This is a genomic window from Kitasatospora sp. NPDC002522 (genome assembly GCF_053595195.1).
Genome location: NZ_JBSFXE010000024.1, coordinates 49,563 through 75,424 on the forward strand (window position 1 = coordinate 49,563; position 25,862 = coordinate 75,424).

Genomic DNA, 25,862 nt, shown 5'->3' on the forward strand with positions numbered 1-25,862 from the left:
GGGGGGTCAGCGCCCGATCAGATCGGCGACCGCCTTGGTCTGGGCCGCCAGTTGGTCCCACGCGCCGAACAGCATCATCAGCAGCACCGCGCAGGGCACCGCGATGGCCAGCGCGACCATCGGGTGCCGGGTCTGCGCTCCGGGCGACGGCCAGACGAACGGACGGCGGCGGCGGGCGCTGCTGTGCGGTGCCATGGGTCGTCTGCTCCTGCCGGGCTGCGGTGGTGCGGCGGGTTCGGGGTGGTGGCGCGGGGGCGGAGTTCTCGGGGGTCCGAGCGGCCCGCCCTCGCAGTAACCACCGTAGGGGGGGACGGTTTTCCGGGTCGTCATGCCCGCGTACCGTTCCGATCGCCTCCGCTGGGATGAGACGGGTGGGCTCGGAATACGCCTGGAGTCGGAGACGGGAGCGCGCGCACCCCGAGGCGACCCCTAGGGCGCTTCTGAGGGGGTGGGGGCGGGGGGCCGGGCGGAGGGGCGCTGACGGGCCGTCGAGCGCGGGGCGGGGGACGGTTCGGGTTCGGAGCGTCGCAGGTCGGCGCGGGGTGCCCGGGAGGGGGCGGCGGAGGATACGGCGCGGATCTGACAATCAGACCGGCGGTTCGGGTGTTGCGTGTCAGCATGGGGCCGCTACCTGTCCGTAAGCTGTGCCGAGACAGTTGTCTGACGGTGCCCCAATCCGACGGGGCCTCACCCCACAGGCTGACGGAACGGGAAACGGGTACAGCATGGCGATGATGCGGCTGAGGCGTGAGGACCCCCGCATCGTCGGCCCGTACCGGCTGCACCGACGGCTCGGCGCCGGCGGGATGGGCGTGGTGTACCTCGGCTCGGACCGCAAGGGGCAGCGGGTCGCGTTGAAGCTGATCCGCGCCGAGCTGGCCGGGGACGCCGAGTTCCGCACCCGCTTCGCCCGGGAGATCGCCGCCGCCTCGCGGATCCGCGGCGGCTGCACGGCCCGGGTGGTCGGCTCCGACATCGAGGCGGACCGGCCGTGGCTGGCCACCGCGTACGTGCCCGGGCCCTCGCTGTACAAGCAGGTCTCCGACGAGGGGCCGCTGGCCTGGGCGGACGCGGCGCGGATCGGCGCGGCGCTGGCGGACGGGCTGGTGAAGGTGCACGAGGCCGGGGTGGTGCACCGCGACCTCAAGCCGTCCAACATCCTGCTCTCCCCCAAGGGCCCGCGGATCATCGACTTCGGTATCGCCTGGTCGCGCGGCGCCTCCACGCTCACCCACGTCGGCACGGCCGTCGGCTCGCCGGGCTTCCTCGCGCCCGAGCAGGTCCGCGGTGCGGCGGTCACGCCCGCCACGGACGTCTTCGCCTTCGGCGCGACGCTGGCCTTCGCGCTCACCGGGGAGTCGCCGTTCGGTTCGGGCGCCTCGTCCGAGGTGATGCTCTACCGGGTCGTCCACGAGGAGCCCGACCTCACCGGCGTCGCCCCCGTGCTCGCCCCCGTGGTGCGGGCCTGCCTGGCCAAGGAGCCCTCCGAGCGGCCGCCCGCCGCCGCCCTGCACGAGCGGCTCAGCGAGCTGGCCGCCCGCGGCGGCCGGGGCGCGGCGCGGGGTTCGCGCGGCGAGGCGGCGGCCGAGAGTGCCGAGGCGCTGCGCCAGGACGCCGCCCCCGGGCGGCGGCCGGCCGGGGCGCGGGCCGAGAGCGGCACGGCGGGCACGGCGCACGCGGGCACGGCGCAGGCCGGCGCCGGGTACGCGGCGGCCGGGTACCCGGGCGACGGGCGGACGGCGGCCTCGGGCGGGCGCGGCGGCTATCCGGACGGATGGGTCGCGGGCGGCCGCCTCGCGGACGGTCGGGTCGCGGGTGCGGCGGGCCGGGTGGCTGACGGGGTGTCGGCGGCGGAACGCGGTGCGCGCCCGGCTGCGGCGTCCGTGGCGCCGCCGGCGATGCCGCGGCAGGACGCCGGTGAGGGGGTGCGCGAGCGGCGGCCCGGCGGGGCGAGTGCGGCCGGTCCGCGGCGGCCCAGCCGGGACGGCGACACCCTGCGCTCGCGTCCGACCGGGCCGGGTCGCACCCCGGTGCCCGGGCGCGACCGCACTCCCCCGCCGGGCCGCAAGCCCGGCGCTCCGCACCCCGGCCGGCCGACGCCCCGTCAGCGGCTGCTGCGGCAGCGGCTGGTGGTGTTCGTCACGGTGACCCTCGGGGTGGCGCTGGCCATCGCGGTGGCGCAGGGCTGCGAGAACCGCAGCGCGCAGGGCCTGGGCCCGGCGGCCTCGGCGACGCCCGCCGCGGGCGGCACCCCGGTGTCGGCGCCGCTCTCCATCGACGGCGCGCCCGGGGCCGCCCACGGTGACAGCGGCCTGAGCCCGGCGGTCGGCAACCCGCCTGCCGTGGACTGGCCGAACCGCAGCTACCCCGACCCGTCCGGCGGCCCCGCGATCCGCCTGCAGAACGGCCACTCCACCGACGCGGGCGCCCCGATCTCGCTCTCCGCGGTGCTGCCCGCCCGCTACCGCGACGCGAACGCCACGCTGGTGGTGCTGCGCCGGGTGGAGGGTTCCGTCCCGGTCGACCTGGTCCAGTTGTACGGCTTCACCGGCGACGCACCCGTCCTGCTGGCGGGCCGCGCCTCCGCCGCCAACCCGCAGGCCGGCGCCGTCTGGCGGATCGAGAACGGCGCCCTCATCCGCGAGGAACGCGTCCCGCAGACCGGCGCCGTCTCCTCCACCCGCTACACCGTCCGCCCCGACGGCGGCCTCGAGGAGTCCTGGCCCGGCACCGGCGTCTCCGGCACCGCGGCCACCCCGCCGGCCCCCTGACCTGCCGCGAAGCCGCGCCTCCCGGACGGCCGGGTCGGGCCTGCGGACTGTTACAGAGCCGCTCGGTGGCTGTTACCCGGCCGGCCGGGCACCGTGAAGTGCGCTTCCTAACGTCTGCCGTACCAACTCCCGGTCACCGGACCGGGGGTGACAGGCATTCGGGAGGAAATCCCATGGCAGGAACCACGACCGTCCGGCACGCGGCACGGCTCGTTCTGGTCTCCGTCGGTGTCGCCGGTGCGCTGGCGTTCGCCGGCTCCACGGCCTTCGCCGACGGCAGCCCGCAGAGCCCCAAGGCCTCCACCGCGCCCAGCGCCGTGCCGTCGGTGGCACCCACGAAGCCGGCCGACGGCGCCAAGCCCTCGCCCGTGCCGTCCGTGCCCGGCAAGGACGCGCAGGTGAAGGTCGTCCCGAAGGGCGGTGCCCAGACCGGTGAGGGCGAGTCCAAGGACTCCACCACCACGCTCGTGCTCGGCTCGGGGCTGGCCGCCGCGGGTGCGGCCGGCCTCGGCTTCGCCGTCCTGCGCCGCCGTGCCGGGGCGCGCGGCTAGTCCGCGCCACCGCCGCCGGAGCCCACGCCGGGCACCGGCCGCGGTGGCGGGCGCCCTCGCGCTGGCCTGCGGGGCAGTGCTGCTCGGCTGCTCCGCGGAGCAGGCACCGGTACGGATCACCTCGGCGCAGGCCGGCCAGGCCGACCAGTCCGGCCAGGTCGACCAGTCCGGTCAGGCCGGTCAGCCCGCGCCGGGGGCCTCGGCGGCCGGGCGGGGACAGGGCGCCACTGTCCCCGTGGCACCGCCGGTCCGGCTGGTCATCCCGCGGATCGGGGTGGACGCGCCGGTCGCGGCGACCGGGCTGAACGCGGACGGGACGGTCGAGGTCCCGCCGATGGACCGGCCCGAGCAGGTCGGCTGGTACCGCAACGGCCCGGCACCCGGCGAGACCGGACCGGCCGTGCTGCTCGGCCACCTGGACACCCGGAAGGGCCCGGCGGTGTTCCACCAGCTGCCCCGGCTCGCTCCGGGCGACCGGGTCGAGCTGCGCCGGGAGGACGGCAGCACCGTGGCCTTCCGGGTGCGCGAGCTGGTGCAGTACCCGAAGAGCCGGTTCCCGACCGAGCTGGTCTACGGGAACACCACCACCGCACAGCTCCGGCTGGTCACCTGTGGCGGCGCGCTCGGGGGCGACGGGCACTACCTGGACAACATCATCGTGCTCGCCGACCTGCTGCCCTGACCCGAGAGCACCACCCGACCGCACCACCCGACCGCCTCCGGCCGGACGTCCCCCTGACGGGCCGTCCGGTCGGAGGCGTCCGCCCGTCGGGCAGACTGGGTCACCGACCACCGGTCCGTCCGGCCGCCGATCCCGAAAGGCACACCCAGCGTGAGTCGTTGGCCCAGCCCTTCCGCCCTGGCCCGGGGCGCCGTCCTGCTCGCGGTGGTCGCGGCCGTCTCCGGCTGCGGCGACGCCGGCCGGCTGCGCGACGCGGGACCGGCCCGGACCGTCGCCGTCCGCCCGAGCTCGGAGCCGCTCTGGCCGGCCTCCGAGCACACGGCCACCGCGACGCCGAAGGCGTCCGGGTCCCTGCCGCCGCTCACCCCGGTGCCCGGGATCACCGTGGCGGGTGACGACATCCGGACCGTCGAGGCCGCGGCGGTGCTGGCCAGGGACCCCTCGCTGCGTCAGGAGGAGCGGAAGGCGCTGGCGGGCTGTCAGGACTGCCAGGTCCGGCCGGCCCAGTACCGGGACCTGAGCGGGGACGGGAAGCCGGAGCTGATCACCGCCGCGCTGTTCGGCTCCGGGTCCGGCTACCTGCACGTCTACGCGCTGAAGGACGGTCAGCTGTACTCGGTGCTCGCCCAGCAGGTGGCCTCCGGCTTCACCGCCGAGACCGTCGGTCCGGAACTCCTGGTCAAGGACCCGGACAGCGGGCCCGGCCAGACCGAGACCGCCTACGGCTGGCACGACGACCGCCTGGTGACGGTGCGCCGGAAGACCACCGGGCCCGACGCGGGCGGCCCCTACTGCGAGCCCACCGCGGAGCCCTCGGTCAGGCCGGAGCGCACGGAGCCGAAGAGCTCGCTGGCGCCGAGCCCGGTCCCGACCGTGCCGCCCGCCAAGCAGGCGCCCGCCGCGCCGACGCCCGTACCCGTCAAGCCCGCTGCGTGAGCGGCCCGCACTCCGGGAGCACCCCCGTGCCCGACACCACCCCCGCCGCACCGCGCATCCTGCTGGTCGAGGACGACGAGGTGATCCGCGAAGCCACCCGCATGGCGCTGGAGCGCTACGGCTTCCCGGTCGACACCGCCGTCGACGGACTGGACGGCCTGGAGCGGTTCCGCGCGCACCGGCCCGACCTGCTGCTGCTCGACGTGATGCTGCCGCTGCTCGACGGGGTCGGCCTGTGCCGCCGGATCCGGGAGGAGAGCCAGCTGCCGATCCTGATGATGTCGGCCCGCACCGAGCCGATCGACGTCATCTCCGGGCTGGAGGCGGGCGCCGACGACTACATCACCAAGCCCTTCGAGAGCGCCGTGCTGGTGGCCCGCATCCGTACCGTGCTGCGCCGGACCAGGGCCGTGGCCGAGCCGCCCGCCGAGCCGCCCGAGCCCGAGCCGCCGCGGGCCGTGCGGGTGATCGACGGCCTGGAGCTGGACACCGACGCGATGGAGGTCCGGGTGGCGGGCCGTCAGGTGCCGCTCACGCCCACCGAGTTGCGGCTGCTCCTGGAGTTCACCGCCGCGCCCGGCGTGGTGCTGGAGCGGCAGACCCTGCGGGAGCGGGTCTGGGACTACTCCTGGGACGCGGACAGCCGCGTGGTGGACGTCCACGTCCAGCGGCTGCGCGCCAAGATCGGCGCGGGCCGGATCGAGACCATCCGGGGCTTCGGCTACAAGCTGCGGCGGTCCGGGTGAACCTGCGCCGCCAGATCGCCACGACCGTCGCGCTGGTCTCCGTGCTGGTGGCCATCACGGTCGGCCTGCTGGTGCACCGCGCCTCCGTGGCGCAGCACGTCGGGCAGGCCAGGACGGCGGCGGAGGGTGCCCTCGGCTCGGTGCTCACCGGCTACGAGCGCACCGGCGACCTGGGCGTCGCCTGGGGCGCCGCCACCGACGACCCCGCCCTCCCCGCCGAGCTGCGGCGGCTCGCCGAGCGCGGGCACCGCGGTTCGGTGCTCGGCCCCGGCCCGAACGGCACCGTGATGTGGGCCGCGGCCCGGATCGGGGCCGGCACCGCGGCGGATCCGGGCAAGGTGGTCTCGGTCCGGATCGACTACGGCGACGACGAGCGGGCCATCGGGCAGCTCGACCGCACCATTCAGGTCTCGGCCGCGCTCTCGGTCGCCGTCACCGTGCTGGCCGGGGTGTTCGCCGCCGACCGGATCAGCGGGCGGCTGCGCACGGCCGCCCGCACCGCCCGCACCATCGCCCAGGGCGACCTGACCGCCCGGATCGGGCCGCTCGGCGGGCCGCGCGACGAGGTGGCCGAACTCGCCGCCGCGGTCGACTCGATGTCCGCGGTGCTCAGCAGCAAGCTGGCCGACGAGCAGCGGTTCACCGCCGACGTCGCGCACGAGCTGCGGACCCCGCTCACCGGGCTGGTGACGGCGGCCGAGCTGCTGCCGGCCGGGCGGCCGACCGAGCTGGTGCAGGACCGCGTGCGGGTGCTGCGGAGTCTGACGGAGGATCTGCTGGAGGTGTCCCGGCTGGACGCGGGCGCGGACCGGCTGGAGCTGACGACGGTGCGGCTCGGACCGGTGGCGACCCGGACGGCGGCGGCCGCGCCGGCGCCCACCGAGCTGCGGATCGTCGCCGACGCCGCCGTCACCACCGACGTGCGGCGCCTGGACCGCATACTCTCCAATCTGGTCGCCAACGCCCACCGGCACGGCCGCGCCCCGGTCCTGCTGGTGCTCGACGGCCCGGTCCTCACGGTCCGCGACCACGGCCCCGGCTACCCCGCCGACATCCTCACCGAGGGCCCTCGGCGCTTCCGCACCGGCGCCCCGGAACGCGGTCACGGCCACGGCCTCGGTCTGACCATCGCCCAGGGCCACGCCGAGGCCCTCGGCATCTCCCTGGACTTGCGCAACCACCCCGACGGCGGCGCGGTCGCCACCCTCCGCCTCCCCGCCGTCTGACCCGCCCGGGTCGGTGACGTGCTGTCAGTGGGCGGCGGGAGCATGTGCCGCATGACGTGGACGACCGAGGCGATGCATGTCGCGGACTGCCTGTACTTCCTGTACGGGCCGGAGTTGCCGGAGGGGTGGGACGGGCACGCGTTGACCCGGGTGTTCCACGGGAACGGGGTGGCGGCGGCCTGTCCGGATCACCTGACGGTGCTGTGCGGGACGCACACGGGGCTGATCCGGCTGGGCGTGGTGCGGAGTGGGGAGCGGCCGGGCGAGCCGGGGCCGGAGTGGGAGAGCGTGGTGGAGCTCTCGGTGTACAGCAGCGGGGAGTTGCGGCTGCGCGCCTGGGACGGGGTGGAGCCCGCCGGGGCGGGGAACCTGGCGCACGCCGGGCGGGGCTGGTACCGGATACGGGTGCAGACCCGGGGCCGGGACCGGGGCCGGGAGGCGGACACCGCGGCCCGCGCGGTGGAGGAGCACCGGCTCACCGTGTGGCCCGCCGCGCCGGCGCCGGACCTGGTGCTGCGGATCGGCGACCTGACGGGCCGTCGGCACCACGACCCGCGCCGTCCGGCCCCGCAGCCGATCAGTCCGCCGACCGGCCGGGCCGCCTGAGCGACGGGTGCGGCGCGCGACCCCGGGGCGCGCGCGACAGCGGATAATGGCGCAGGCCGCGGCCGGTTCGGCGGGCGGCGTGGAGCGAGCCGGGAGGTACGGGGCCGATGACCCTGATGGAAGGCCAGCGCGTCAGGCTGGTGGCGGACCTCGGTCTGGGCGAGGCGTTCGCCGGCGAGGACGGGCCGGGGATCGGGTTCCTCCTGCTGGGCGCGGGGGTGGAGGGCACCGTCGAGCGGCTCGCCGGTGAGCTGCCGCCGGGCGAGGGAGTGCGCGAGTACGAGCGGCTCAAGGCGCTGTTCGAGGACTACGGGCACACCATGCCCGAGGAGAGCCGCAAGCGCCTGGCGGACGAGGTCGCCGCGTTGCAGCCGCAGTGGGAGGCGTTCCGGCGGCAGGGCCCGCGGTCGGCCGTCCGGGTCCGGTTCGACAACGGCTTCGTCCTGGACGGTGTCGACGAGGACGTGTTCGCGCCGGTGTGAGCGGGTGCCCTCAGCCGTTGCTGACGGCGTAGAAGGCGATGGCCGCGGCGGCGCCCACGTTGAGCGAGTCGATGCTGTGCGCCATCGGGATGCGGACCCGGCGGTCGGCGGCGGAGAGGGCCTTGGGGGTGAGGCCGTCGCCCTCGGCGCCGAGCATCAGCGCGGCCTTGGGCAGCAGGTGGGGGCGGGCCTGCGTGAAGTCGTCCGCGCCGGCGGGGGTGAGGGCGAGCAGCTCGAACCCGGCCTCGCGGACGGCGCCGAGGGCGTCCGGCCAGGGTTCGAGGCGGGCGTAGGGGACGGAGAAGACCGCGCCCATCGAGGTCTTGACGGCCCGTCGGTAGAGCGGGTCGGCGCAGTCCGGGGAGAGCAGCACGGCGTCCATGCCCAGCGCGGCGGCGGAGCGGAAGATCGCGCCGAGGTTGGTGTGGTCGACGAGTCCTTCGAGGACGGCGACCCGGCGGGCTCCGGCGAGCACCTCGGTGGCGTCCGGGAGGGGCTTGCGTTCCATCGAGGCGAGGGCGCCGCGGTGGACGTGGTAGCCGGTGACCTGTTCGGCGAGGGCGGGCGCGACCAGGTGGACGGGGGCGTCGACGGCGGCGATCACGTCGTCCATCACGCCGAGCCACTTGGCGGTGAGCAGCATCGACCGCATCCGGTAGCCGGCCGCGAGGGCGCGCCGGATCACCTTCTCGCCCTCGGCGATGAACAGGCCCTCGGCGGGTTCGCGGCGGCGGCGCAGTTCGACGTCGGTGAGGTCGGTGTAGTCGCCCAGGCGCGGGTCGGCGGCGTCGGTGACGGTCAGTGGCTCGGACATCGCACGATTTTCGCACGTGGGGAGCGGTGCCGGAGCCCGCTCCCCCGGATGCGTCAGCCTTCCAGGACGTGCACCACGTCGCCGATGACGATCACCGCGGGCGGCTTGACGCCCTCGGCCTCGACGACGGCGCCGACGGTGGCCAGGGTCGCGTCGACCCGCCGCTGGGCGGCGGTGGTGCCCTCCTGGACCACGGCGACGGGTGTGTCGGCGCTGCGGCCGCACTCGATCAGCTTGGCGGCGATGGCGCCGATTTTGTCGACGGCCATCAGCAGCACCAGGGTGCCGGTCATCTGCGCGGCGGCGGCCCAGTTGGTCAGCGAGCGCTCGTCGGGGCCGACGTGGCCGGAGATGACGGTGAACTCGTGGGTCAGCCCGCGGTGGGTGACCGGGATGCCGACCGCGGCGGGCACGCTGATCGACGACGAGATGCCGGGGACCACGGTGACCGGGACGCCGGCCTCGACGCAGGCCAGCAACTCCTCGCCGCCGCGCCCGAAGACGTACGGGTCGCCGCCCTTGAGCCGGACCACGAACCGGCCCGCCTTGGCGTGCTCGATCAGCACCTGGTTGATCGCCTCCTGCGCCATGTACCGGCCGTAGGGGATCTTGGAGGCGTCGATCACCTCGACGTGCGGCGGCAGTTCGGCGAGCAGCTCGCGCGGGGCGAGCCGGTCGGCGACCACCACGTCGGCGTCGGCGAGCAGCCGGCGGCCGCGCACCGTGATCAGGTCGGGGTCGCCGGGGCCGCCGCCGACCAGGGCCACCCCGGCCGGGTGGGCGCGGTACTGACGGGCCGCCAGCGAGCCGTCCCGCAGCCCGGCGACGATGGAGTCGCGCAGCGCGGCGGAGTGTCGGGGGTCGCCGGTGAGCACGGCGACGGTGGCGCCGCCGTCGTGCCCGGAGGCGGGCGTCCAGGCGGTGGCGGCGGAGGCGTCGTCGCTGCGCGAGCAGAACACCCGCAGCCGCTCGGCCTCGGCGGAGACCGCGGTGTTCACGGCCGGGTCGTCGGTGGCGACCAGCGCGTACCAGGTGTCGGCGAGGTCGCCGTCGGCGTACGCCCGCTGATGCCAGGTCAGCTCGCCGGCGTCGGCCATCGCGGAGACCGCGGGCGTGGTGGACGGCGAGATCAGGTGGATGTCCGCCCCGGCGGCGATCAGCGCGGGCAGCCGGCGCTGGGCGACCTGCCCGCCGCCGATCACCACGACGCGGCGGCCGGCCAGCAGCAGCCCGACGGGGTACGGGGTGAGGCCCTGGGTGGACGGGTGGGGGTTGGGCGCGGTCATGAGGGGGAGCTCCTGGGTGGGCGGCGGACGGTCGGGAGCCCCGCGGCGGCGCGCCCTTGAGCCGCGACGGGTACGGCCCGGGCCGCCCCCTTCGCACGGGAGGGGGCGGCCGGACGCCGGTGGAGGGTCAGGCCCGGTCCGGCGGGTGGCGCCGGACCCGTACTAGGCCTTCTCGGTGACTCCGGCGGAGTCGAAGGTGGCTACATCGTGCATCGCCCGGGCCGCGCTCTGCACCAGCGGGAGAGCCAGCAGGGCGCCGGTGCCCTCGCCGAGCCGCAGGTCGAGGTCGATCAGCGGGCGCAGGCCGAGCTTGGCCAGCGCGGCCTGGTGGCCGGGCTCGGCGGAGCGGTGGCCGGCGATGCAGGCGGCCAGCACCTCGGGGGCGATGGCCTTGGCGACCAGCGCCGCCGAGCCGGCGATCACGCCGTCCAGGATCACCGGGGTGCGCAGCGACGCCGCACCCAGCAGGAAGCCGGCGATCGCCGCGTGCTCCAGGCCGCCGATCGCGGAGAGCACCCCGATCGGGTCGGCGGGGTCGGGCCGGTGCAGCTCCAGCGCCTGCCGGATCACCTCGACCTTGCGGGTGTGGGTGGCGTCGTCGATGCCGGTGCCGCGGCCGGTCACCTCGGCCGGGTCGGTGCCGGTGAACACCGAGATCAGCGCGGCGGACGCGGTCGTGTTGGCGATGCCCATGTCGCCGGTGATCAGCACCTTGTTGCCGGCCGCGACCAGGTCGCGGGCGGTCTCGATGCCGACCTCGATGGCGCGCTGGGCCTCCTCCCGGCTCATCGCCGGACCCTGCGTCATGTCGTCGGTGCCCGGCTTGACCTTGCGCGGCAGCAGACCGGTGGTGCGGCCCTGCTGGATCGCGTCCGGCAGTTCGGCGGCCACGCCGACGTCCACCACGCACACCTCGGCGCCGACCTGCGCCGCGAAGGCGTTCACCACCGCGCCGCCGGCCAGGAAGTTGCCGACCATCTGCGCGGTGACCTCCTGCGGCCACGGCGTCACGCCCTGGGCGTGCACCCCGTGGTCGCCCGCGAAGATCGCCACGCAGGCCGGCTCCGGGATCGGCGGCGGGCACTTGCGGGACAGGCCCGACAGCTGCGCCGCGATGATCTCCAGCATGCCGAGCGATCCGGCCGGCTTGGTCATCCGCTTCTGCCGGTCCCACGCCTCGCCGAGCGCCTTGGCGTCCAGCGGACGGATCCCGCGCAGCGTCTCCGACAGCAGGTCGTGCGGCTCCTCGCCGGGCAGCGCCCGGTTGCCGTACTGCTCCTCGTGGACCACCCAGGACAGCGGGCGCTTCTTCGCCCAGCCCTGCTGCTGCAGCTCCGGCTCGTCCGGGAAGGCGTCCACGAAGCCCACGCAGAGGTAGGCCACCACGTCGAGGTGCTCGGGCAGGCCGAGTTCGCGGACCAGCTCCTCCTCGTCGAAGAAGCTCACCCAGCCGACGCCCAGGCCCTCGGCGCGGGCGGCCAGCCACAGGTTCTCCACCGCGAGGGCCGCCGAGTACGGGGCCATCTGCGGCTGGGTGTGCCGACCGAGGGTGTGCCGGCCGCCGCGGGTGCGGTCCGCGGTCACCACGATGTTCACCGGCGTCTCGAGGATCGCCTCGATCTTGATTTCCTTGAACTGCTTGGCCCGGGCCTTCGGCAGCGAGTCCGCGTACGCCTCGCGCTGACGCTCCGCCAGTTCGTGCATCTTGCGCCGGGTCTTCGCCGACCGGATCACCACGAAGTCCCACGGCTGCGAGTAGCCCACGCTCGGCGCGGTGTGCGCCGCCTCCAGCACCCGGATCAGCACCTCGTGCGGGATCGGGTCCGGCCGGAAGCCGTTGCGGATGTCGCGCCGCTCCCGGATCACCTGGTGCACCGCCTCCCGCCCCGCGTCGTCGTACCCGGGCGCGGCCTCGCCCCGGTCCTCGGCCGGCGCGGCCTCCTCGACCTGCTCGACCTCCTCGACGGACTCGGCGGCCTCGGTGACGGCGGCGGGCTCTGCGGCCTCGGTGACGGCGCCGGGCTCGGTGTCGGCGGCCGGCTCGGTGGCGGCGGCGGCCGCGGCGAGGTCGGCGGACTCGGTGCTGGGGGTTTCGGCTTCGATCACGGCGCTATCGGTCTCGGTTGCGGCGGGGTGGGGGGCGGGCTCGGCGACCGGCGCGGCCTCGGCGGGCTGCGGGTGGGCGGCGGCCTGCGGGTCGGCGGCCTCCGGCTGCGCGGGCGCCTCGGCCTGAGCCTCCGTCACCTGCGCCTCCGGCTCCAGCACCGGCAGCCCCGCGGGGGCGGCCAGGAAGGCGGAGATCCGCCGGTGCGCACCCCGGCCGGACGAGCGCTTGGGCGTGGCCTGGACCGGCTCCTCGACGACGGCTGACGCCTCGTCGGCGGCCGGGGCCTCGGGCTGCGGTGCGGCAACGGACGCTTCGCCCTGCGCGGGAACGGCCTGGGGCTCCGCCGTCTCACCGGTCGGCGCGACGGCCTCCGGGGCGTACACGGAGTCGGTGACCGGCTCCCCGTCCTGCGGGAGCACGACGACCTCGGCCGGCCCCGGCTGCGCCGCAACGGCGACGGGCTGGGCCTCCGCGGGGACCGGGCTCGGCGCGGCCGGAGCGCTCGCCTCCGCGGTCGGCACCGGGACGGCGACCGGCTCGGCGGCGACGACCGGCGAACCCGGCTGCACCGGCTCGACGGCGTCCGCGGCCGGCACCGGGACGGCCACCGGCTCGACGCCCAGCGGCGCGGGGCTCACCGGCGCGACGGCGATCGGCTGGGCCGCATCGACGACGGGCCCGGCCGGCACCGGACCGACGACCGGCTCGGCGGCCTGCGCCACAGCCTGCGCCAGCTCGGCGACCGCGGGGCCGGCCCCCACGACCGCCGCCACACCCTGCCCGGCCGGCGCGACCGGCTGCCCGTCCGGCACCGCGGACGGCGTCACGCCGGCCGCCGCCACGACGGGCTCGGCGACCTGCGCCGGGGCCTGAACCGCAACCTGAACCGGAGCCTGGACCTGCGCCGGGACGATCGCCAGCGGCACGGTGTCCGTGTCCTGACCGGCCCGCACGATGGCCTCCGCGGCCTGCGCAGGGGCCGCCACGACGGGCTCGCCCACCGGCCCGCCGACGGCCACGACCTCCGGCTGCGCCACTGTTTCGACCGCCAGCGGGGGCACGCCCGGCGCCGCGACGACCGGCTGCGGGGGCGCGTTCTCGACCACCGGCGCGACCGGCGCGGCAACGGCCTCCGCGGGCACGGCCGACGGCTGCACGTACACACCGTCCGAGACGACGTCGGCCGGCACCGCCGTACCCGACACACCGTCAGCCGACGGCACCGCCACGACCGGCGGAGCGAGCACCGGCGCGGTGTGGGCGACGGGCGCGTCCGCGACGACGGCAGCGGCGGCGGCCTCGACCACCTGCGGCTGGACGGGAGCCGGGACCGGGATCGGCTGGACGGCGACCGGCTGCTGCTGCACCGTTTCGGCGGGCACCGGCACGCCGTACGCGGGGGTGCCGCCGGGGGCGGTCGGCCCGCGGTCGGCGAGCGAGCGGACCGGGACCTGACCGGTCATCAGCGAGGGGTCCGGGATCGGCGGCCCGGCGTGCAGCGGACGGCGCGGCTGAGGCGCCGTCATCGCCTGCGCGGCGGCCTGCGGGGCCGCGCCGCCGAGGTGCAGCGTCCCGGCCGCGGGCGTACCGCCGGCCGGCGTCGCCGGAGCCTCGGCCACCGGCTGGGAGGCGACCAGCGGCGGAACGGACTGCGGAGCCACCGACAGCGGCGCGACCGGCTGCGGCGCGAGCGGCTGCTCGGCGAGCGGCGGCGCCATGCCGGCCTGCGCGAGACCACCCTGCGCGAGGTCCGCCTGGGGTACGCCGGGCTGCGGCATCCCGGACTGCGGGGCGACCGGCGGGGGCGTGAGCGGCGGCCAGGACGGCGCGACGGGGGTGCCCGGGACGGCCGCGGCGGGGAACTCACTGCCCGTCAGGCCGCTCTCGGCGGGTCCGTGGACGGCGTCGCCCCACGCGGCCTGCGGGCCGGGCATCAGCAGCACGTCGTCGTCCTCGTCGCCGTCGGGCTGGTCGAGGAAGGTGTAGGCGGGGCGCTGGTCGCCGTGCCAGGCGGGCGCCACCGGTGCCACGGGCGGAAGGGGCGCGCCGAGGTGGTGCTCCGGTACGGGTCCGCCGGGCCCGGGTTCGGGCGTGAGGGGACCGGCACTCGGGGCGTGGCCGCCATCGGTCATGTCAATGCTCCTTCCAGGCCGCTTGCGCGTCCTTGGCGGGGTGCCCTGGGGTCCCGCCCACTCCGCCGGAACGGGACCGCACCGACCCGTCCCTCACTCCATCTGCCGTCACCCGCACGGGTGGCGTGCCATCAGAAACAACGACAGCCCGGGGCAACCGGCACGACGGCACGGCCGCTTCGGACCCTCGCGGCATTCTTCCGGGCCGGTGCGCACCGCGTCGAATGCCCGCGAAGCGGGCCGTTTGGGGTTGCAGCGCGTCAAAAAGGTGACAACCGTGCCGGATCGGACACGGGTGCAGCCTCGCCGGGTGCCGCCCCGGGGCAAACCCTACCGGCCGGGCCGGGGGCGATCTCGAATCCCTGTCCCGATGCGACAGGGATCACCGTCGGGGTCGGCCGGGGCGGTCATTCCCGCGGCTCGGCCCAGATCAGCAGGGTGTAGTCGCCTCGGCCGAACGAGGGTCCTGCGCCGGCGCTCTGTTCGGCGCGCAGGGGCGCGGACTGGAGCAGCAGCCCGTCGGTGTGGTAGCCGGCGGCGTCGAGGATCTGCCGGGTCTCGCCGGCTTCGGCGAGGCTGCGGGCGACGGCGACCACGCGTTCGGGTTTGCGGTCGACGACGGCGCGGAGCATCGCGGGGCCGCCGGTCTCGACGGCGACGGCGTCGGGTTCGGGCAGCGCGCCGAGGACTTCGGGGCCGTCACCGGCGGCGGTCTCGACCTCGACGCCGGCCCGGCGGGCGTTGGCGGAGATCCGGGCGCAGTCGGCGGGTTCGGCCTCGACGGCGACCACGGCGGCGCCGAACCTGGCGGCTTCGACGGCGAGCGCGCCGTCGCCGGCGCCGACGGTCCACAGCAGGTCGCCGGGGGCGGGCGCGAGCCGGGCGAGCGCCAGGGCGCGGACGTGCGGGGGCAGTGCGCGGGGGCGCCGGTCGCCGCTGTCCGCTCCGGCGTACGCCTGCGCGGGCAGGGCCCAGCCGCGCTGCGGGCCGGGGTAGCGCACGGGTTTGCCGGCCAGCCAGCCGGCGGCCTCCTCGGCGAGCGGCACGTTGCCGATGACCAGGACGACGGAGGGGTCGCGCCAGTCGTGGTCGGGGACGCGTTCGGAGGTGAGGACGGTGACGTCCTCCTCGGGGGTGCCGAGGGCCTCGCAGACCACGAAGGTGCGGGGGACGCCGCGCAGCATCAGGGCGAGTTCGCTGGGTCCGGCCTCGGCGGTGGTGAGGACGGCGACCTTGGGGTGGGCGCGGCAGACGTTGGCGGCGCGGCGCAGTCGTCCGCCGTGTGCGGAGACCACCTGGGCGTCCTCCCAGGCCATCCCGGCCCGGGCGAACGCGGTGGCCACCGAGGAGACGGCGGGCAGGACTTCGAGTTCGAGGCCGTACTCGGGGCGGCGCAGGGTGCGGACGACGCCGAAGAAGCCCGGGTCGCCCTCAGCGACGACGACGGCGGTGCCGCGGTGGTCGGCGAGCCGGCGCGCGGCGGCGCGCAGGTCGGCGAGGCCGATGCGCTCGGCGTGTTCGGGGACGGGCAGCGCGGCGAGCTGGTAGCCCGCTCCGGCGACCAGGGTGGCGCCGGCGAGTGCGCTGGCCGCGGCCTGTGTCAGCGGTGTGCCGTCCCACCCGATGACCGTGATCCGGTCAGCCATCTGCGGCCGCTCTCCCTACGCCTGTGTTCCACCCCTGGCGGGCCCGCCGTGGCGCGCCCAGGCAGAGGCTACCGTCTGGCCGGGGGTGTGCGACGCACTGCCGCGCGATTCGTCCCCTCGCCGGTCGACGGCCCGGTCAGTGGCGCAGGGCGTGGCGGCGGTCGCCGGGGTGGGTGCGGGCGGGCGGGTCGAGGTCCTCGGGGAGCAGGCTCCAGAGGATCAGGTCGGTGCGTTCCGCCGGTCCGGGGCCCCATTCGCCGCCGTGGACTATGCCGGCGCTGCGCAGCACGCCCTCGCTGATCGCGCCGGTCTTCTGGGCGACCTGCTGGGCGGCGGTGTTGCCGGCCGCGGTGCGCATCTCCAGGCGGAGGAAGCCGCGGTCCTCGAACAGCCACTGGGCGGTGCCGGAGACGGCTTCGGGGGCGTAGCCCTCGCCGCGGGCCCAGGGGGCGGTGACGATCTGGAGTTCGGTGCTGCGCAGTTGCCAGTCGGTGCGGTCGAGTTCGAGCAGGCCGACCATCCGCTGGGTGAGGTGCTCGGTGACGGCGAAAACGATTCCGCGGCCCTCGGTGCGCCGGGCGGGAGCCTGACGGGTGATCAGTTCCCGGGCGCGGGCCTCGGGGTCGGGGCCGTGGTGGGCGGTCCAGGTCTGGACGAGTTCGTCGGCCAGCAGCGCGGCCAGGCTGGCGGCGTCGTGGTCCTCAAGGGCGCGCAGCAGCAGCCGTTCGGTGCTGATGGCTGTCTCGGGGAAGCTCGCAACCATGCCGTCTCTCCTCGCCGGGTCGTGGACACACCGTACGCCCCGCCCTCCCTCGGGCGTGCCAGCGTACCGGCATTACACCCGACGGCTCGTCAGGACAGCGCCCCCGGCGGTCTGCCGGGGGCGCTGCGGGGCGGTGCTGAGGGCGGGTCAGAACGCCGGGATGACCGAGCCCTGGAAGGTGTCGTCGATGTACTTCTTCACCTCGGCGGAGTGCAGCAGCTCGGCGAGCTTCTGCACCCGCGGGTCGTTCTCGTGGCCCTTCTTGACGGCCAGGATGTTGGCGTAGGGGTTGCCCTCGGCCTTCTCCAGGGCGATCGCGTCGGTGGCGGGCTTGAGGTTGGCCTCGAGCGCGTAGTTGCCGTTGATGACGGCGGCGTCGACGTCGGCCAGGGCGCGCGGCAGCTGGGCCGCCTCCAGCTCCTTGAACTTGAGGTTCTTCGGGTTGGAGGCGATGTCCTGGACGGTGGCGGTGGTGCCGGCGCCGGACTTGAGGGTGATGACGTTGTTGTCGGCGAGCAGCTTGAGCGCCCGGCCCTCGTTGGTGGCGTCGTTGGGGACGGCGACCTGGGCGCCGTTGGCGAGCTCGCCGAGCGACTTGACCTTCTTGGAGTACAGGCCGAGCGGCTCCAGGTGCACCGGCTCGACGGCGACGATGCTGGTGCCCTGCTTCTTGTTGAAGTCGTCGAGGTAGGGCTGGTGCTGGAAGTAGTTGGCGTCCGCGGAGCCGTCCTGGACCGAGGTGTTGGGGGTCACGTAGTCGGTGACCACCTTGATGTCGAGGTTGAGCCCGGCCTTCGCCGCCAGATTGTCCTTCACGTACTGGAGGATCTGGGCGTGCGGGGTGGGGCTGGCGACGACGGTCAGCGCCTTGTTGGGGTCGGCGGAGGCCCCGGAGCCGGAGGATCCGGACGAGCAGGCGGCGAGCGCCAGGGCGAGTCCGGCGGCGGTGGCGGTGACGGCGGTGGTCTTCAGAACGTTACGCACGAAAAGTGCCTTTCTGCGGGTTGCGTACGGCCCTGGTGGGGCCGGGGTGCCCGTCCCTGGTGGGGGCGGGAAGTCAGTGCGAGGAGAGCAGGTCTTCCTCGGTGTCGTCCGGCTTGGCGGTGGCGCTGCGGAACATCGCCAGCGGGCTGCGGTAGTCGCCGCGGTGGGAGAGCCGGCGGGCGGTGAAGTCGCCGACGGTCTGCAGGACCGTCACGATGATCACGATCTCGGCGACGATCACCCACATGAAGGCGGTCTCGAACCGCAGGTAGCCGTAGGTGACGGCGAGGTTGCCGAGCCCGCCGCCGCCGACCGCGCCGGCCATCGCGGAGTAGCCGATCAGCGCGATGACGGTGGTGGTGAGGGAGGCGACCAGCGAGGACAGCGCCTCGGGCAGCAGGGCCTTGCGGACGATGGTGGCGGTGCCGGCGCCCATCGCCTTGAGCGCCTCGACCAGTCCGGGGTCGACCTCGCGGACGGAGGTCTCCACCAGCCGGGCGAAGAACGGGATCGCGCCGATGGCGAGCGGCACGCTGGCGGCCTGCCAGCCGAGCGTGGTGCCGACCAGCCACCGGGTGAACGGGATCAGCGCGATGATCAGGATGATGAACGGGATCGACCGTCCGACGTTGACGATCACGCCGAGCACCCGGCTGACCGCGAGGTTCTGCAGCAGCCCGCCCCGGTCGGTGAGCACCAGCAGCAGGCCGAGCGGCAGCCCGATCACGATGGTGGCGACGGTGGCGATGCCGACCATCCCGAGGGTCTCCCAGGTGGCGGGCCACATCAGTTCCCACATCTGGTCCCAGGTCATGCCGCCGCTCCGTTCGCCGGGTCGAGGACGTCCACCTGCAGGCCCTGCTCGCGCAGGTAGCCGATCGGCACCACGTTGTCGGTGTGGCTGCCGGGCAGTTCGACCCGCATCCGGCCGACCATCCGGCCTGCGATGGTCTCCACCGCGGCGCCGAGGATGTTGATGTCGATCTGGTAGGTGCGGGCGAGCTGGGAGACGAACGGCTGGGCCGGGGCGTCGCCCTGGAAGGTGATCTCCAGGACGGTGCGGCCGACGTGGCCGGAGGCGAAGTCGCCGAGCGGGAACAGGTCCCGGGCGATCTGCGAGCGGCCGTCCGCGAGCAGATCGGTGAGCCGGCCGGACTCGACGACCCTGCCGCCGCGCATCAGCGCCGCGGAGTCGCAGACCGACTTGATCACCTCCATCTCGTGGGTGATCAGCAGCACGGTCAGGCCGAGCCGCTCGTTGAGCTCGCGCAGCAGCTTGAGGATCGAGCGGGTGGTCTCCGGGTCGAGGGCGCTGGTGGCCTCGTCGGAGAGCAGCACCTTGGGGTCGCCGGCCAGCGCACGGGCGATGCCGACGCGCTGCTTCTGGCCGCCGGAGAGCTGGCTGGGGTAGCTGCGGCCCTTGTCGGCGAGGCCGACCAGGTCGAGCAGTTCGGCGGCCTTGCGGCGGCGCTCGCGGCGGTCCAGGCCGATGATCTCCAGCGGCAGTTCGACGTTCTGCTGGACGGTGCGCGAGGCGAGCAGGTTGAAGTGCTGGAAGACCATGCCGATCCGGCGGCGGGCCTCGCGCAGTTCGCGCCCGGCCCGCTCCTCGCCGCCGGAGAGCGCGGTCAGCTCCACGCCGTCCACGGTGACGCTGCCCGCGGTGGGGCGCTCCAGCAGGTTGACGCACCGGATCAGGGTGGACTTGCCGGCGCCGCTGGTGCCGACGACGCCGTAGACCTCGCCCGGTTGAACGTGCAGGTCCACGTCGTCCAGCGCGCGGACCTCGCGGCCGCGGGAGCGGTAGACCTTGGTCAGGCCCTTGGTGGTGATCACAGCTGCTTCCGTTTGTCCTCGGCGGACCGCCGGTGGGGCGTCCGCGGCAATGGCGGGGTCGGGCACCCGCGGGGCCCGGGGAAGAGGTGGTTCCTGCCGTCGTGTCGATCATGGCCGCCGGTCGGGCGGGCCGCGCGTGGGCGTGGCCCTAACGAGTCATCAGCGGACGGGACGTCAGCAGGCGCTGGGCGAAGGCTCTCAGCGACAACACATTCGACGGCACATGCGTCGCTCACCTGCCGGCGTCGCGCCGGTCGGGGTGCATGTCATCGTCGAGGTCATGGAAGCAAGTAAATCAGACAATTGGTCCACGTCCCAGTTTCCGGGAAACGGCGTCCGGATAGTGGACACGGCCCTTGCAGGACAAGCACTGCGGCGCCCGACCCCTCGTTCGGGTCGGGCGCCGCAGTCACGGTTTCAGGCCGCCAGTGAGGCCGCCACGGGCTTGGCCATCGTCACGATCGACAGCCGCCGGGACACCTCGCGCACCTCGGTCTCGCGGTAGCCCAGGCGCTGGTACAGCCGCAGGTTGCCGAGGCTGCGGTGGCCGGTGAACAGCTCGAAGCCGCCGCTCGCGCCGTCCTCGGTCAGTAGCGCCTCCATCGCGGCCAGCAGGCGCCGGCCCAGGCCGTGCCGCTGCATCCGCGGATGCACCACCAGCCGGCCGATCTGCCCGACGCCGGCCTCGTCCACCCAGCCGCGTACGGTGCCGACCACCTCGTCGCCGAGCCGGGCCACCAGCACCCGGTGCTCGGCCAGTTCCACCTGGAGGCTCTCCAGGGTCTGGGTCAGCGGGTCCAGGGTCCAGTCGCTGTACAGCTCCGCCTCGCTCTGGTAGCCGAGGTACTGGAGCTTGAGAATCTGCTCCGCTTCATCCGGTCGTGCCGCTGCGATGATCACACTCATGCCCATGTGCGGGGGCCTCCCCATCGTTAAGTGCCCGGCGCGCGCGAGTGAGGGTCTCGCACCGGTCTCCTGTCCGAGGTGTGCCCGGGCGGGGATCGGCCCGGCCCGGGGCTAGCGCGACGCGTCCCGCCCGACGGTGGTCCGGCGTCCGGGGACTGTCACGCTCAGTATCCGGGCAGCCGGGCGACCGTCAAGGAGACGTTCGCCACCGCTCTACCCAGGAGACCACTGTTCTCAATCTTCCGGACGCCCCAACGTGGCGAGCGCCACACCCGGCCGGCGCAGAACCTCCACACACCGTCAGGCGCTCGGCCGGATGTTCTGGTTGACCCGGAAGAGATTCCCCGGATCGTACCGGTCCTTCAAGGCGACCAGCCGCTCGTACTTCGCCAGCCCGTACGCCTCCACCACCCGCGGCTGCCCCTCCTGCCCCAGCAGGTTCACGTACACCCCGCCCGAGGAGAACTGACGCATCGCCTGCCAGAACCGCCGCGCCCACGCCACCTCCCGCTCCCCCGACCCGCGCTCCCAGCGCGCCAGCACGTTCAGCAGGTACGGCGCCGTCCGGTAGGTGTACGCGGTGTCCTCCGGCCCGACCCGGGCGATCGCCCCGCCCAGGAACGCCAACTGCACGTCCGAGTACGGCGAGCCCATCGCCGCCACGTGCTCCGCCAGCCGGTCGATCGCCGCCCCGTCCAGCACCGACAGGAACTCGCTGCGCCCGTAGTTCCCCGCGCCAGGGCCGCGCCCCGGATCCAGCATCTGCTGCCACAGCGTGTACGGCCGGGTCTGCACGGTGTCCGCCACCACGCCCGGCAGCGCCCGCAGCGGCGCCACCACCTCCCGCCCGCGGTCCGCCCGGCCCGCCCAGCACATCCCCACCCGCACCAGCGTCCGCTCCCGGTACCTCTCCGGCAGGTGCGCCGCGGCCCGGGCGCGCCCGAACTCGCAACACACCGTCAGCCCGTCCGGCGCCGTCGCCATGAAGTCCCGCACCGCCGCCACCGTCGGCGCCAGCACCTCGGCCGGCAGGTACACCGCCCCGCACAGCACGTGCGGCCCCACCTTGTGCAGCCGGTACGTGAACGAGGTGACCACCCCGAAGTTGCCGCCGCCCCCGCGAATTCCCCAGAACAGGTCCGGATGTGACGCCGAGTTCACCGTCAGCAGCCGCCCCTCGGCGGTCACCACGTCCGCCTCCAGCAGGTTGTCGCAGGTCAGCCCGTACGCCCGGGCCAGCCAGCCCAGCCCCCCGCCGAGCGTCACCCCCGCGATCCCCGCCGCCGACCACGGCGCCCCCGGCGTCGCCAGCCCGAACGCCTGCGTCTCGTGGTCGAACCCGCCCCACACCACCCCCGGCTGCGCCCGCGCGATCCGCCGCGACGGATCCACCCGGACGCCGCGCAACTGCGACAGGTCGATCACCATCCCCCCGTCGCAGACCCCCAGCCCCGCGACACTGTGCCCCCCGCCCCGCACGGCCGCCAGCAACCCGTGCTCCCGGGCCACCGCCACCGCCTGCAGCACGTCCGCGACCCCGGTGCACCGCGCCACCACCTCCGGTCGCCGGTCCACCGCCCCGTTCCACACCGCCCGCGCCGCGTCGTACCCCGCGTCCCCGGGCACCACGATCTCGCCCCGGAACCCTTCGGCTAGCGCCATGGCTGCTTTGGCCATGCCACCAGGCTAGGCCGAACCGCCCCACCCGGCTCGGGGAACCTCAAGCCCGGGCGAAGCCAGGCGCCCGGGCGAGCCCAGGGGCCCGGGGAACGGCGGGGGTGCGTGGCGGACAGGGCCACAGGGCGCGACAGGTCCGGTCGCGCGGAGGTCTCCCCGGCGCCCGGCCGCCGCCTCGCAGTTCCGCCCCTCGGAGCCCCTGCCAGTCCTCCCGTCCGCGAGGTCCCGCAGAGTCGCGACACCGGTCGTATCCAGGCGGGGCGCCGGCCACACGCACATCACCGGACCGGCTGACGGTGTGTCAACCGGTCCGGCGTGCAGCGAAGTCGGCGTTCAGCCCACCCAGTCCTGCTGGGTCGCCAGGTCGGCCTTGATCTCGGCGAGCTGCACCGCGACGGCGGACGGTGCGGTGCCGCCGCGGCCGTTGCGGGAGGCGATGGCGCCGTGGACGGAGAGGACCGAGCGGACCTCCGGGGTCAGGTGCGGGGAGACCGCGGCGAACTGGGCGTCCGTCAGGTCGGACAGCTCGATGCCCTCGGCCTCGCAGACCTTGACGCAGGCGCCGGCCACCTCGTGGGCGACGCGGAACGGGACGCCCTGCTTGACCAGCCATTCGGCGATGTCGGTGGCGAGCGAGAAGCCGGCCGGGGCGAGTTCTTCGAGGCGCTCGCGGTGGACGGTCAGGGTGGCGACCATGCCGGTGAAGGCGGGGAGCAGGACTTCGAGCGTGTCGCAGGAGTCGAAGACCGGCTCCTTGTCCTCCTGGAGGTCGCGGTTGTAGGCGAGGGGGAGCGCCTTCAGGGTCGCCAGCAGGCCGGTCAGGTTGCCGATCAGGCGGCCGGACTTGCCGCGGGCGAGCTCCGCGATGTCGGGGTTCTTCTTCTGCGGCATGATCGACGACCCGGTGGAGAAGGCGTCGTGCAGCGTGATGAAGCCGAACTCCTTGGTGTTCCAGATGATGATCTCCTCCGCGATCCGCGAGAGGTTGATGCCGATCATCGCGGTGACGAAGGCGAACTCGGCGACGAAGTCGCGCGAGGCGGTGCCGTCGATGGAGTTGCCGACCGAACCGCGCTCGAAGCCGAGGTCCGCGGCGACGGCCTGCGGGTCGAGGCCGAGCGAGGAGCCGGCCAGCGCGCCGGAGCCGTACGGCGAGACGGCGGTGCGGGTGTCCCACTGGCGCAGCCGCTCGGCGTCCCGGCCGAGGGCCTGGACGTGGGCGAGGACGTGGTGGGCGAAGAGCACCGGCTGGGCGTGCTGCAGGTGGGTGCGGCCGGGCATCGCCGTGTCGGGGTGCGCCTCGGCGAGGCCGACCAGGGCGTGCTGGAGGTCGAGGATCAGGCCGCCGATGGTCTTCGCGTGGTCGCGCAGGTACATCCGGAACAGGGTGGCGATCTGGTCGTTGCGCGAGCGCCCGGCCCGCAGCTTGCCACCGAGGTCGGCGCCGAGCCGCTCCAGCAGGCCCCGCTCCAGGGCGGTGTGCACGTCCTCGTCGGCGACCGTGCCGACGAACGCGCCGGACTCCACGTCGGCCAGCAGCTGGTCCAGCCCGGCCAGCATGCCGGCCAGTTCCTCGTCGCTGAGCAGGCCGGCCTTGTGCAGGACGCGCGCGTGGGCCTTGGAGCCGGCGATGTCGTAGGGGGCGAGCCGCCAGTCGAAGTGGACCGAGGCGGAGAGCTTGGCGAGGGCCTCGGAGGGGCCGTCGGCGAAGCGCGCGCCCCAGAGGCGGACGTCTGCGGGCTGTTCGGCGGTCATCGCGTGGGGCTCCTTCAAGTGCTGTAAGTGTGGCGGCGCCCCGGCCACCGCGGGTGGCCGGGGCGGGTGGTGACGGTGGATCAGGCCAGGTCGCGGCGGGCGGCGATCTTCGAGGACATGCCGAAGATCTCGATGAAGCCCTTGGACATGGACTGGTCGAAGGTGTCGCCGGTGTCGTAGGTGGCGAGGTTGAAGTCGTACAGCGACTGGTCGGACTTGCGGCCGTTGACCACCGCGCGGCCGCCGTGCAGGACCATCCGGATCTCGCCGGAGACGTGCTGGTTGGCCTCGTTGACGAAGCCGTCCAGGGCGCGCTTGAGCGGGGAGAACCACAGGCCGTCGTAGACCAGTTCGGCCCAGCGCTGCTCGACCTGCCGCTTGTAGCGGGCGAGTTCGCGCTCGACGGTGACGTTCTCCAGGGCCTGGTGGGCGGTGATCAGGGCGATCGCGCCGGGGGCCTCGTAGATCTCGCGGGACTTGATGCCGACCAGGCGGTCCTCGACCATGTCGAGCCGGCCGATGCCCTGGGCGCCGGCGCGCTTGTTGAGCTCCTCGATGGCCTGCAGGACGGTCACCTTGCGGCCGTCGATCGCGACCGGGACGCCGGCCTCGAAGGTGATGACGACCTCGTCGGCCTCGCGGGGGGTGGCCGGGTTCTGGGTGTACTCGTAGACGTCCTCGATCGGGGCGTTCCAGATGTCCTCGAGGAAGCCGGTCTCGACGGCGCGGCCGAAGACGTTCTGGTCGATCGAGTACGGGTTCTTCTTGGTGGTCACGATCGGGAGGTTCTTGGCCTCCGCGAAGGCGATCGCCTTGTCGCGGGTCATCGCGTAGTCGCGGACCGGGGCGATGCACTTCAGGCTCGGGGCCAGCGACTGGATTCCGACCTCGAAGCGGACCTGGTCGTTGCCCTTGCCGGTGCAGCCGTGCGCGACCGTGGTGGCGCCGTGCTTCTGCGCGGCGGCGACCAGGTGCTTGACGATCACCGGGCGGGACAGCGCGGAGACCAGCGGGTACTGGCCCTGGTACAGGGCGTTGGCCTTGAGGGCCGGCAGGCAGTACTCGTTGGCGAACTCGTCGCGGGCGTCGGCGACCTCGGCCTCGACGGCGCCGCAGTCGAGGGCGCGCTGGCGGATCACCTCGAGGTCCTCGCCGCCCTGGCCGACGTCGACCGCGACGGCGATGACCTCGGCGCCGGTCTCCTCGGCGATCCAGCCGATGCAGACGGACGTGTCCAGACCGCCCGAGTAGGCGAGTACGACGCGCTCGGTCACGGCTATCTCCCATTCACTACAAAGGTTCCATGCGGCGTTAGGCATAAGTATGCACGACCGCGTATGAGTTTCACAAACCGGTGCCGGCGGGCGCGCGGCGGACGCGCTACCCGGACTTGGCCTGGGCCAGTTGCATCAGGTGGTCGGCGAGCGCCTGCCCGCCGGCCGCGTCGCGGCTGATCAGCAGCACGGTGTCGTCGCCGGCGATGGTGCCGATGACCTCGAAGACCTCGGCGGCGTCGATCGCGGACGCCAGGAACTGCGCCGCGCCCGGCGGGGTGCGCAGCACCACCAGGTTGCCGGAGGCGGTGGCGGAGACCATCAGCTCGCCCGCCAGCCGGGCCATCCGGGCCTCGCTGGCGGACTCGCCCATCGGGGCGCGCGGGGTGCGGTCGCCGCCCTCGGCCGGGACGGCGTAGATCAGGGCGCCGTCCCGGTTGCGGATCTTCACCGCGCCGAGTTCGTCCAGGTCCCGGGAGAGCGTGGCCTGGGTGACCACCAGTCCGTCGTCGGCGAGCAGCTTGGCGAGCTGGCTCTGCGAGCGGACGGCCTGGCGGGTCAGCAGGTCCACGATCCGCCGGTGGCGCGCGGTGCGGGTCTGCGGGACCTGCTGCGACGGGCCGGCGGGCGGCGTGGGCTCAGGACGAGGTGCGGTCATAACTGATGATTCTCCTGAAAGACG

Annotated in this window: 22 protein-coding genes; 8 read left to right on the forward strand and 14 right to left on the reverse strand. The window is 74.7% G+C overall.

Annotated elements, in window-relative coordinates; translation table 11 throughout:
- Positions 1-6: 6 nt before the first annotated feature.
- The gene (locus ACWD4U_RS21095; protein WP_363453967.1) at positions 7-195 is read right to left on the reverse strand and encodes a hypothetical protein; all 189 of its coding nucleotides are present in this window, start codon (positions 193-195) and stop codon (positions 7-9) included.
- Between the two features lie 539 nt (positions 196-734).
- Here ACWD4U_RS21095 and ACWD4U_RS21100 point away from each other — a divergent pair.
- From ACWD4U_RS21100 to ACWD4U_RS21135, 8 genes are all read left to right on the forward strand, one after another.
- On the forward strand, positions 735-2,771 hold the full coding sequence (locus ACWD4U_RS21100; protein WP_449787256.1) for a protein kinase domain-containing protein: 2,037 nt from the start codon (positions 735-737) through the stop codon (positions 2,769-2,771).
- 173 nt (positions 2,772-2,944) lie between these two features.
- A complete protein-coding gene (locus ACWD4U_RS21105) occupies positions 2,945-3,322 on the forward strand; it encodes a hypothetical protein (protein ID WP_363453965.1) in 378 nt (125 codons plus the stop codon).
- A 43-nt stretch (positions 3,323-3,365) separates the two neighbouring features.
- The gene (locus ACWD4U_RS21110; RefSeq protein WP_363453963.1) at positions 3,366-4,004 is read left to right on the forward strand and encodes a class F sortase; all 639 of its coding nucleotides are present in this window, start codon (positions 3,366-3,368) and stop codon (positions 4,002-4,004) included.
- Positions 4,005-4,154: 150 nt separating this feature from the next.
- Positions 4,155-4,940: a hypothetical protein gene (locus ACWD4U_RS21115; RefSeq protein WP_363453961.1), complete on the forward strand. Its 786-nt coding sequence runs from the start codon at positions 4,155-4,157 to the stop codon at positions 4,938-4,940.
- 101 nt (positions 4,941-5,041) lie between these two features.
- On the forward strand, positions 5,042-5,686 hold the full coding sequence (locus tag ACWD4U_RS21120; RefSeq protein ID WP_449787258.1) for a response regulator: 645 nt from the start codon (positions 5,042-5,044) through the stop codon (positions 5,684-5,686).
- Positions 5,683-6,912, forward strand: coding sequence for a sensor histidine kinase (locus ACWD4U_RS21125; protein ID WP_363453957.1), 1,230 nt, complete (start codon positions 5,683-5,685; stop codon positions 6,910-6,912). Before ACWD4U_RS21120 ends, ACWD4U_RS21125 begins: the two co-directional genes overlap by 4 nt.
- 51 nt (positions 6,913-6,963) lie before the next feature.
- Positions 6,964-7,518 (forward strand): hypothetical protein, encoded by a 555-nt coding sequence (locus ACWD4U_RS21130; protein ID WP_363453955.1) that lies wholly within the window; start codon positions 6,964-6,966, stop codon positions 7,516-7,518.
- A gap of 107 nt (positions 7,519-7,625) precedes the next feature.
- Positions 7,626-8,000: a hypothetical protein gene (locus ACWD4U_RS21135; RefSeq protein WP_363453953.1), complete on the forward strand. Its 375-nt coding sequence runs from the start codon at positions 7,626-7,628 to the stop codon at positions 7,998-8,000.
- A 10-nt stretch (positions 8,001-8,010) separates the two neighbouring features.
- Here the strand turns inward: ACWD4U_RS21135 and ACWD4U_RS21140 are convergent, their stop codons facing one another.
- From ACWD4U_RS21140 to ACWD4U_RS21200, 13 genes are all read right to left on the reverse strand, one after another.
- Positions 8,011-8,814 (reverse strand): TrmH family RNA methyltransferase, encoded by an 804-nt coding sequence (locus ACWD4U_RS21140; protein ID WP_363453951.1) that lies wholly within the window; start codon positions 8,812-8,814, stop codon positions 8,011-8,013.
- A gap of 53 nt (positions 8,815-8,867) precedes the next feature.
- Complete coding sequence (cobA, locus tag ACWD4U_RS21145) at positions 8,868-10,100, reverse strand: uroporphyrinogen-III C-methyltransferase (protein WP_363453949.1); 1,233 nt, start codon at positions 10,098-10,100, stop codon at positions 8,868-8,870.
- A 162-nt stretch (positions 10,101-10,262) separates the two neighbouring features.
- The gene (gene cobT, locus ACWD4U_RS21150) at positions 10,263-14,339 is read right to left on the reverse strand and encodes a nicotinate-nucleotide--dimethylbenzimidazole phosphoribosyltransferase (RefSeq protein ID WP_363453947.1); all 4,077 of its coding nucleotides are present in this window, start codon (positions 14,337-14,339) and stop codon (positions 10,263-10,265) included.
- Between the two features lie 407 nt (positions 14,340-14,746).
- Complete coding sequence (gene cbiE, locus ACWD4U_RS21155) at positions 14,747-15,985, reverse strand: precorrin-6y C5,15-methyltransferase (decarboxylating) subunit CbiE (protein WP_363453945.1); 1,239 nt, start codon at positions 15,983-15,985, stop codon at positions 14,747-14,749.
- A gap of 136 nt (positions 15,986-16,121) precedes the next feature.
- Positions 16,122-16,748, reverse strand: coding sequence for a GNAT family N-acetyltransferase (locus tag ACWD4U_RS21160; protein ID WP_363453943.1), 627 nt, complete (start codon positions 16,746-16,748; stop codon positions 16,122-16,124).
- Between the two features lie 147 nt (positions 16,749-16,895).
- Complete coding sequence (locus ACWD4U_RS21165; RefSeq protein ID WP_363453941.1) at positions 16,896-17,732, reverse strand: MetQ/NlpA family ABC transporter substrate-binding protein; 837 nt, start codon at positions 17,730-17,732, stop codon at positions 16,896-16,898.
- Between the two features lie 73 nt (positions 17,733-17,805).
- On the reverse strand, positions 17,806-18,546 hold the full coding sequence (locus ACWD4U_RS21170) for a methionine ABC transporter permease (RefSeq protein ID WP_363453939.1): 741 nt from the start codon (positions 18,544-18,546) through the stop codon (positions 17,806-17,808).
- Complete coding sequence (locus tag ACWD4U_RS21175; RefSeq protein WP_363453937.1) at positions 18,543-19,568, reverse strand: methionine ABC transporter ATP-binding protein; 1,026 nt, start codon at positions 19,566-19,568, stop codon at positions 18,543-18,545. Before ACWD4U_RS21175 ends, ACWD4U_RS21170 begins: the two co-directional genes overlap by 4 nt.
- A 417-nt stretch (positions 19,569-19,985) precedes the next feature.
- On the reverse strand, positions 19,986-20,480 hold the full coding sequence (locus tag ACWD4U_RS21180) for a GNAT family N-acetyltransferase (RefSeq protein WP_363453935.1): 495 nt from the start codon (positions 20,478-20,480) through the stop codon (positions 19,986-19,988).
- Positions 20,481-20,774: 294 nt separating this feature from the next.
- On the reverse strand, positions 20,775-22,151 hold the full coding sequence (locus tag ACWD4U_RS21185) for an FAD-binding oxidoreductase (RefSeq protein ID WP_363453933.1): 1,377 nt from the start codon (positions 22,149-22,151) through the stop codon (positions 20,775-20,777).
- Positions 22,152-22,484: 333 nt separating this feature from the next.
- A complete protein-coding gene (gene argH / locus ACWD4U_RS21190) occupies positions 22,485-23,906 on the reverse strand; it encodes an argininosuccinate lyase (protein ID WP_363453931.1) in 1,422 nt (473 codons plus the stop codon).
- Between the two features lie 80 nt (positions 23,907-23,986).
- Complete coding sequence (locus ACWD4U_RS21195) at positions 23,987-25,180, reverse strand: argininosuccinate synthase (protein WP_363453929.1); 1,194 nt, start codon at positions 25,178-25,180, stop codon at positions 23,987-23,989.
- A 106-nt stretch (positions 25,181-25,286) separates the two neighbouring features.
- On the reverse strand, positions 25,287-25,838 hold the full coding sequence (locus tag ACWD4U_RS21200; RefSeq protein WP_363453927.1) for an arginine repressor: 552 nt from the start codon (positions 25,836-25,838) through the stop codon (positions 25,287-25,289).
- Positions 25,839-25,862 lie beyond the last annotated feature (24 nt).

Excerpts from the sequence above, each read along its gene's own strand:
- ACWD4U_RS21095 (WP_363453967.1), bottom strand. The coding sequence starts at position 195 with ATGGCACCGCACAGCAGCGCCCGCCGCCGCCGTCCGTTCGTCTGGCCG.
- ACWD4U_RS21100 (WP_449787256.1), top strand. The coding sequence starts at position 735 with ATGCGGCTGAGGCGTGAGGACCCCCGCATCGTCGGCCCGTACCGGCTG.
- ACWD4U_RS21105 (WP_363453965.1), top strand. The coding sequence starts at position 2,945 with ATGGCAGGAACCACGACCGTCCGGCACGCGGCACGGCTCGTTCTGGTC.
- ACWD4U_RS21120 (WP_449787258.1), top strand. The coding sequence starts at position 5,042 with ATGGCGCTGGAGCGCTACGGCTTCCCGGTCGACACCGCCGTCGACGGA.
- ACWD4U_RS21130 (WP_363453955.1), top strand. The coding sequence starts at position 6,964 with ATGACGTGGACGACCGAGGCGATGCATGTCGCGGACTGCCTGTACTTC.
- ACWD4U_RS21135 (WP_363453953.1), top strand. The coding sequence starts at position 7,626 with ATGACCCTGATGGAAGGCCAGCGCGTCAGGCTGGTGGCGGACCTCGGT.
- ACWD4U_RS21140 (WP_363453951.1), bottom strand. The coding sequence starts at position 8,814 with ATGTCCGAGCCACTGACCGTCACCGACGCCGCCGACCCGCGCCTGGGC.
- cobA (WP_363453949.1), bottom strand. The coding sequence starts at position 10,100 with ATGACCGCGCCCAACCCCCACCCGTCCACCCAGGGCCTCACCCCGTAC.
- cobT (WP_363453947.1), bottom strand. The coding sequence starts at position 14,339 with ATGACCGATGGCGGCCACGCCCCGAGTGCCGGTCCCCTCACGCCCGAA.
- cbiE (WP_363453945.1), bottom strand. The coding sequence starts at position 15,985 with ATGGCTGACCGGATCACGGTCATCGGGTGGGACGGCACACCGCTGACA.
- ACWD4U_RS21160 (WP_363453943.1), bottom strand. The coding sequence starts at position 16,748 with ATGGTTGCGAGCTTCCCCGAGACAGCCATCAGCACCGAACGGCTGCTG.
- ACWD4U_RS21170 (WP_363453939.1), bottom strand. The coding sequence starts at position 18,546 with ATGACCTGGGACCAGATGTGGGAACTGATGTGGCCCGCCACCTGGGAG.
- ACWD4U_RS21180 (WP_363453935.1), bottom strand. The coding sequence starts at position 20,480 with ATGGGCATGAGTGTGATCATCGCAGCGGCACGACCGGATGAAGCGGAG.
- ACWD4U_RS21185 (WP_363453933.1), bottom strand. The coding sequence starts at position 22,151 with ATGGCCAAAGCAGCCATGGCGCTAGCCGAAGGGTTCCGGGGCGAGATC.
- argH (WP_363453931.1), bottom strand. The coding sequence starts at position 23,906 with ATGACCGCCGAACAGCCCGCAGACGTCCGCCTCTGGGGCGCGCGCTTC.
- ACWD4U_RS21200 (WP_363453927.1), bottom strand. The coding sequence starts at position 25,838 with ATGACCGCACCTCGTCCTGAGCCCACGCCGCCCGCCGGCCCGTCGCAG.